This window comes from Paenibacillus sp. JJ-223, assembly GCF_927798175.1.
Taxonomy (GTDB): Bacteria; Bacillota; Bacilli; order Paenibacillales; family Paenibacillaceae; genus Paenibacillus; species Paenibacillus hubeiensis.
On the sequence record NZ_CAKMMP010000004.1, the window covers coordinates 379,258 to 385,444 of the forward strand.

At 49.5% G+C, this 6,187-nt stretch carries 3 protein-coding genes, 17 tRNA genes and 1 rRNA gene; 1 reads left to right on the forward strand and 20 read right to left on the reverse strand.

Annotated elements, in window-relative coordinates:
* Window positions 1-24: 24 nt before the first annotated feature.
* The gene (locus L6H98_RS10275; protein ID WP_236414843.1) at window positions 25-330 is read right to left on the reverse strand and encodes a hypothetical protein; all 306 of its coding nucleotides are present in this window, start codon (window positions 328-330) and stop codon (window positions 25-27) included.
* 421 nt (window positions 331-751) lie between these two features.
* Here L6H98_RS10275 and L6H98_RS10280 point away from each other — a divergent pair, with 421 nt between their 5' ends.
* Complete coding sequence (locus L6H98_RS10280; protein WP_236414845.1) at window positions 752-3,133, forward strand: helix-turn-helix domain-containing protein; 2,382 nt, start codon at window positions 752-754, stop codon at window positions 3,131-3,133.
* 302 nt (window positions 3,134-3,435) lie between these two features.
* Here the strand turns inward: L6H98_RS10280 and L6H98_RS10285 are convergent, their stop codons facing one another.
* From L6H98_RS10285 to rrf, 19 genes are all read right to left on the reverse strand, one after another.
* Entirely contained in the window at window positions 3,436-4,263 is an 828-nt protein-coding gene (locus tag L6H98_RS10285; protein ID WP_236414846.1) for a class I SAM-dependent methyltransferase, read from the reverse strand.
* Between the two features lie 189 nt (window positions 4,264-4,452).
* Window positions 4,453-4,531 (reverse strand) — tRNA-Leu (locus tag L6H98_RS10290).
* An 8-nt stretch (window positions 4,532-4,539) separates the two neighbouring features.
* Window positions 4,540-4,613: transfer RNA gene (locus tag L6H98_RS10295), tRNA-Cys, on the reverse strand.
* 9 nt (window positions 4,614-4,622) lie between these two features.
* Window positions 4,623-4,697: transfer RNA gene (locus L6H98_RS10300), tRNA-Gly, on the reverse strand.
* A 6-nt stretch (window positions 4,698-4,703) separates the two neighbouring features.
* Window positions 4,704-4,778: transfer RNA gene (locus L6H98_RS10305), tRNA-Gln, on the reverse strand.
* Between the two features lie 6 nt (window positions 4,779-4,784).
* Window positions 4,785-4,857 (reverse strand) — tRNA-His (locus L6H98_RS10310).
* A gap of 24 nt (window positions 4,858-4,881) precedes the next feature.
* Window positions 4,882-4,955 (reverse strand) — tRNA-Trp (locus L6H98_RS10315).
* Between the two features lie 8 nt (window positions 4,956-4,963).
* Window positions 4,964-5,049, reverse strand: a tRNA-Tyr gene (locus L6H98_RS10320).
* Window positions 5,050-5,053: 4 nt separating this feature from the next.
* Window positions 5,054-5,129: transfer RNA gene (locus L6H98_RS10325), tRNA-Thr, on the reverse strand.
* 21 nt (window positions 5,130-5,150) lie between these two features.
* Window positions 5,151-5,226: transfer RNA gene (locus L6H98_RS10330), tRNA-Phe, on the reverse strand.
* Window positions 5,227-5,320: 94 nt separating this feature from the next.
* Window positions 5,321-5,398, reverse strand: a tRNA-Asp gene (locus tag L6H98_RS10335).
* 27 nt (window positions 5,399-5,425) lie between these two features.
* Window positions 5,426-5,499, reverse strand: a tRNA-Met gene (locus L6H98_RS10340).
* Window positions 5,500-5,515: 16 nt separating this feature from the next.
* Window positions 5,516-5,591 (reverse strand) — tRNA-Val (locus L6H98_RS10345).
* Window positions 5,592-5,600: 9 nt separating this feature from the next.
* Window positions 5,601-5,672, reverse strand: a tRNA-Glu gene (locus tag L6H98_RS10350).
* Between the two features lie 15 nt (window positions 5,673-5,687).
* A tRNA-Ser gene (locus L6H98_RS10355) sits at window positions 5,688-5,779 on the reverse strand.
* A gap of 4 nt (window positions 5,780-5,783) precedes the next feature.
* Window positions 5,784-5,859: transfer RNA gene (locus L6H98_RS10360), tRNA-Asn, on the reverse strand.
* A gap of 1 nt (window position 5,860) precedes the next feature.
* Window positions 5,861-5,936, reverse strand: a tRNA-Ala gene (locus tag L6H98_RS10365).
* Between the two features lie 34 nt (window positions 5,937-5,970).
* Window positions 5,971-6,047 (reverse strand) — tRNA-Ile (locus L6H98_RS10370).
* 48 nt (window positions 6,048-6,095) lie between these two features.
* Window positions 6,096-6,187, reverse strand: a 5S ribosomal RNA gene (rrf, locus tag L6H98_RS10375); the annotation flags it as partial.

Here is a 6,187-nt window from a genome sequence, read left to right on the forward strand (position 1 = left end):
CTCCTTTTCATAATCGTTAATGGCTTAGTACCGACGATATCCGCGTTTGTTGTTCAGCATGGAGATTCCGAAGATGATTAATCCGATAGCGATGATCGGACCGATCAACCAGGACAGTTTGACCATCAGCGAAAGAATACCGATGAGGAGAACGATCCATCCCAGAGCCACATTGCCTCGCTTCACGCCGTAGTATCCAAGTGCAATCATCAGAATCGGAATCAGATAACCTGTCAGATGTCCCAACAATGGAGTCAATTTCCCGAAGAGAAGCAGTACGCCGAGTGCGATAAAGACGATCGCCCAGCCATTTCCTTTGTTCCATCTCATGTTCTTGTTCACCGCCCTTTCAGTTCGTTTGTTTCTTGTTTAACCTTATGTCCTTATTCTAGGGGAATCCGACGTTTTTCAAAACAGACCGCGGACGGTTTTTCATCCTAGACTCTGGTCGGGGAAGGATTTGGACCTTCGGCTGTCCGTACGCTGGACCTCGATTCTCTGCATGGATCCCGGCCTGTTATGCTTCATTAACCATGTCAAACGCGTCTTCATCCAAGATGAAATCGGTGCAGCGAAGCACATGCAAGCACTGTTCACGTTTCCTGTCCCTCTTTTATGAGGTAATGAACGGCAATCCTTCTTTAACACATTACTTTTTTATCCAATTAAACAAAATGTTGTTGTTCTTTATGTAAGCGTTTACTAAAATAGAGTTGAAACCAACTTCATTCCAGAACGTCAGGAGTTGACTATGGGAGCACACAGTTATCTTCATCGGATGATCATTTTTGGCATGCTGTTAAGCACTCTCCCCATGCTGTTAACCGGAATTGCCGCTTTTTTCTATACAACGAACCAGAGCGAGCTGCATCAGCTTCAGACGAACAAACAGCTGCTGAATCAGATGCAGTCCAACGTAGAACATAAACTCGGTACTATAAGCTACATGCTGGATCAAGCAACACGTTGGCCAGCCACGCTGGAGCAGCTGTCAGCCCCACGCCTCGACGCGAAGACACCCAGCGCCGACCGGCTGCAGACCGAATTTCAAAATATGCGTTCTTGGGAGCCTTCCATGGATATCGCGCTCATTAACCAAACGCAGGACTGGCTGATCGATCATGCCGGAATGTATTTAAGCACAGAATTTCCGCTGGCTCTTCCCATGAAAGAAATGCTCTCGAAAACGTTAACGTCCGGTTGGCAGCTCATACCCTCGAGCGTGTTCAACAACCCGGAACATATCTCGGATAACGGTTGCATCTATCATATTGCCCTTGCCAGGCCAGTTCCGCACCTGAGTGCGCCGACCCATTCCGCTGTCATTGCAGGAATTCCTGCCTGCTCGTTGCAAAGCCCGGCCGATATGGAGCAAACCTCGGCTGCAGGCTTAATTATCGTCAACCGGGAACAACGCATTTTGGCCCATCCCAACCCCGCTTATATCGGCAGGCCGCTTGCGGGAATGGATATGCGGGAAGAAGAGTCTGGAAGCAACATGTCTGAACGGCTGCCTTCGGCATCATCCCATGCAGCGGGAGAAGCCAAAGTACGTCTGGGCGACTCGCGGTACTCTTTGTCCTACACCCAATCCTCATTAAGAGGCTGGACCTACATGCTTTTGACGCCAATGAACGTGCTGACCCAGGAATACACGCGCATCGCCGAGCATACCCTGCATGTCAGCCTGATCATGTTGTTGGTTTCTTTAGGGTTAACCTGGCTAGGCTCCAAACGAATGCATGTCCCGATTCGCAAACTGTTGGCCCATGTCGGACTTCATTACCATCCATCCGTGCGTCAAGCGATGGCTAAGAAGCGTGCAGATGCTTTCCCCACTGAGTTCGAGCAGATTCAGGCACGCTTTACGCAGATGGTGGATTCCAGCTCACGGCTTGAAAACCGCCTGAATCAGTACGTGCTTCAAACGCGTGTTTTTTTTGTTATGGACATGCTTCTTGGCAAATGCTCCCCTTCGGCTCTTCAAAGCGGCTTGATTGAGCATGGGTACGGTCACTATCTGGACCAGTGGCAACATGTTGCCGTTATTGTCATTCAGGCAGATCTTGTGCATCAATCCAAGTATACGGTGAGCGATCTCGATTTATTGTTGTTCGCCGTGCAAAATATGATGGAGGAAACGTTAGACGAACATCACCAGCTATACCCTGTAGTATTGGAACAAACTGTAGTCACCATATTGGGGGACGCTGAATCGGATCCGGTGAAATTTGCCGCACATCTGCATGCCATGACCGGGCAATTGCAGCAGCAGGTCGAACAAGTGCTTCAACTCACAGTGAGTATCGGGTTCAGCCAACCTTGGACATCTCTCCTGCAAGTACATCGTGCCTATTCCGAGGCCTTAAAAGCACTGCACCAGCGTTTGCGGCTGGGCACAGGCATTATCATTCAATATGAGCAGCCGATTCATAGCAGCAGCCCCGCATCTATCAGTTATCCTTCATCCTTGGAGTACGCTCTCGTTCAAGCGATTCAGACCGGCGACGAAGGTGAAGCGGAAGTGCTGCTGTCCCAGATGCTCGAGCATGTTTTGGATCCGGAATGCCATTCTGAAGATTATCATTTGGCTCTGGCCCGACTGCTCACCCGTATTCTGCAGATGCTGCATGAGAGCGGGATTCGGCTTGATCCGACAACTTCCGGCTATGATTCATTGTACAAGGAACTATTTAACCTTCGATACGCCTCAGAAGTGGAGCATTGGTTCAGTCAGCGGATGATCAAACCCATCATTTTGCTTTTCAAGGAGAGACAAGTTACACAGTACCGTCATATTTCGGACAAAATGATTGCGATCATCCATCAGGAATATGATAGAGACCTCACGCTAGAGGAGTGTGCTGCCAGGCTTCACTATAATGCCAACTACTTAAGCAGTGTGTTCCGCAAGGAAACGGGATCGTCATTCAGCGAATATTTGGCCAAACATCGGTTCACCATCGCCAAAAGATGGTTGGAAGAAACGGATCTGACCGTAAAGGACATCTCTAACCGGCTTCAGTATAACAATCCGCAAAACTTCATCCGTTCCTTCCGCAAATGGGAGGGAATAACCCCGGGCCAATACCGGCTTCGGCAGCAGAACCTGCATGCCGAAAGACAGGTTTAATTTCTAATGAGCTGCCCAAGCCATGAAATACATTCGCTGTTCTATAGCTGCAATCCAGTTTTCTGAAGGATAATTTTTGGAAATTTTCGGGTTTCCTCTATCATATGAGCTTCAGCCCGTTCTAAAAACCTGTTTGAAGGCGCACTACGAGGGATTTGGTCTGTTATTTATGGGGAGAATCCATTTCGTGAAAGGGTACAAGGTATACCTCGGAACCATGCATGCAAAAGGGGCAGCTTCCACTGCCCCTCTTTGTTTTTCTGATCATACTATTATATGAACAACCGCTCGTAACTTCATGCTTATTTCCGTACAGTTTTCATCTGAGGTTCATCGAGTTGAATCAATATTTTTCCGAATCGTCCTCCCCGCGTAAACGTGACGACGCCATCCGGAAATGTCTTTCTAATGTGCTCTTCAGCAAGTCGCAGAGTCTGTTCATCCGTTGGCAGCTTGTACGTTTTGAGCCATTCCGGCAGCTTATGCACGACATCCTCCAACGGCATCTCCAACGTAGTCGTTTCTTTGGTGATCAGGCTCGTATAAGAATATCCCTTCAAATATAGAAGCTGTTGGATGTATGCCATATCTCCTGCTCTGAATGTCGATTTTACCCCCAACACCTCTTTCAACTCATCCATTAGGGTGTGCTCGCGTGGAGCCGCCATCGTGCTGATATACACATATTGCCTGGCACAGTTGATGGCTTGTTCCACCGTCTCCCAGTCGGACATGGCTGGACACATGGAGGCAAACACCAAGTCGAACTTCTTTTCCCAGCCTTTGTCCTGAATGGACAATTCCTCAAAACGTTCCGACACAATGTCGATCCTGGATCTTAATTCGGCAGGAATGGTTTCTTTCATCAAAGCGGTCAGAAAATGCGAAGGTTCAACAGCAGTAACCGTTGCTCCTTTTTCCGCGAATGGTATGCTGAACGCACCTGAGGCGGCGCCGACATCCAGTATCGTTAACCCCTTATATTCGACGCCCTGATTCTCAATCCAGCCCATAATACGACCAGAACGTTGTTTGCCTTCTTCCGTGAACGACTGATGGTGGTATTCTCTGGCCCACCGTTCAAAGGCTTCCTCCGTATCGAACGGATAGCTCCCTTTCCTGGGAGGCATGGACGCCTTTCTCTTTCTCCAGGCTTCTTCCCAAAGAGATAGGTCAAATAATAACTGCGAATAATCGTGTTCTGTATACAAATCCGGCACTGTACTCCCACCTAATCATTTCATTTTGTAAGCATATAGATAAACAAAAAAACAGCCCATTAGATGTAATCTCTACTGGACTGTTTTCTTAATACTGAATACCGGCGAGAGGACTCGAACCTCCACGGTTTCCCACTCGATTTTGAGTCGAGCGCGTCTGCCATTCCGCCACGCCGGCATATTTACTGGAGGCGCCACCCAGATTCGAACTGGGGATAAAGCTTTTGCAGAGCTGTGCCTTACCACTTGGCTATGGCGCCATATTCTATTGGAGCGGACGACGGGAATCGAACCCGCGACCCTCGCCTTGGCAAGGCGATGCTCTACCGCTGAGCCACGTCCGCAAATAATGGCTGGGGATATAGGATTTGAACCTATGCATGACGGAGTCAAAGTCCGTTGCCTTACCGCTTGGCTAATCCCCACTAGAGGGCGATCGAGGGGAATTGAACCCCCGAATGCCGGATCCACAAACCGGTGCGTTAACCACTTCGCCACGATCGCCATAATACATAATTAATAAAGAATTGGCAGGGGCAGCAGGAATTGAACCCACACTAACGGTTTTGGAGACCGCTGTTCTACCTTTAAACTATGCCCCTAAAAGCAATGGTGGAGGCTGATGGATTCGAACCACCGAACCCGTACGGGAGCAGATTTACAGTCTGATGCGTTTGGCCACTTCGCTAAGCCTCCACAATGGTGCCGGCGAGAGGACTTGAACCCCCAACCTACTGATTACAAGTCAGTTGCTCTACCAATTGAGCTACACCGGCATATTCGATTATTAGATTCAATGGTGGCTCGGGACGGAATCGAACCGCCGACACGAGGATTTTCAGTCCTCTGCTCTACCGACTGAGCTACCGAGCCATAATAAAGTTAATCTTGAAACGTTGCACTTTATCCAGGCGTCAGTGCCTTACAGCAGATTTAGTGAACAGCTTCCTCAATGTTTGAAAGAAAATGGCGGAACCGACGGGATTCGAACCCGCGATCTCCTGCGTGACAGGCAGGCATGTTAGGCCAACTACACCACGGTTCCAAGATCCCTTATTTAAAATAAGTTCAATTGCGGGGGCAGGATTTGAACCTGCGGCCTTCGGGTTATGAGCCCGACGAGCTACCGGGCTGCTCCACCCCGCGTCGTTAAAAAAATATATGGTGGAGGCTGAGGGGATCGAACCCCCGACCCTCTGCTTGTAAGGCAGATGCTCTCCCAGCTGAGCTAAGCCTCCATACTATTATGACCCGTAGGGGATTCGAACCCCTGTTACCTCCGTGAAAGGGAGGTGTCTTAACCCCTTGACCAACGGGCCTCAATAAAACCAAGCTGGCGGAGAGAGAGGGATTCGAACCCTCGAGACGCTTTTGGCGCCTACACGATTTCCAATCGTGCTCCTTCGGCCAACTCGGACACCTCTCCATAATGGCTCCCCGAACAGGACTCGAACCTGTGACAACTCGATTAACAGTCGAGTGCTCTACCAACTGAGCTATCAGGGAATGGTGGAGCCAAGCGGGATCGAACCGCTGACCTCCTGCTTGCAAGGCAGGCGCTCTCCCAGCTGAGCTATGGCCCCATGATATGTAGGATTTATTGATTTGTAAGTTAAATGGTGGGCCCTGGTGGACTCGAACCACCGACCTCACCCTTATCAGAGGTGCGCTCTAACCAACTGAGCTAAGGGCCCAAATTATATTCAAGACCTTCGAAGTATTTCAATACCCGAAAGGGTTTCGCTTGGCGGCTTCCTACTCTCCCAGGACCCTGCGGTCCAAGTACCATCGGCGCTAGAGGGCTTAACGGTCGTGTTCGGGATGGGAACGTGTG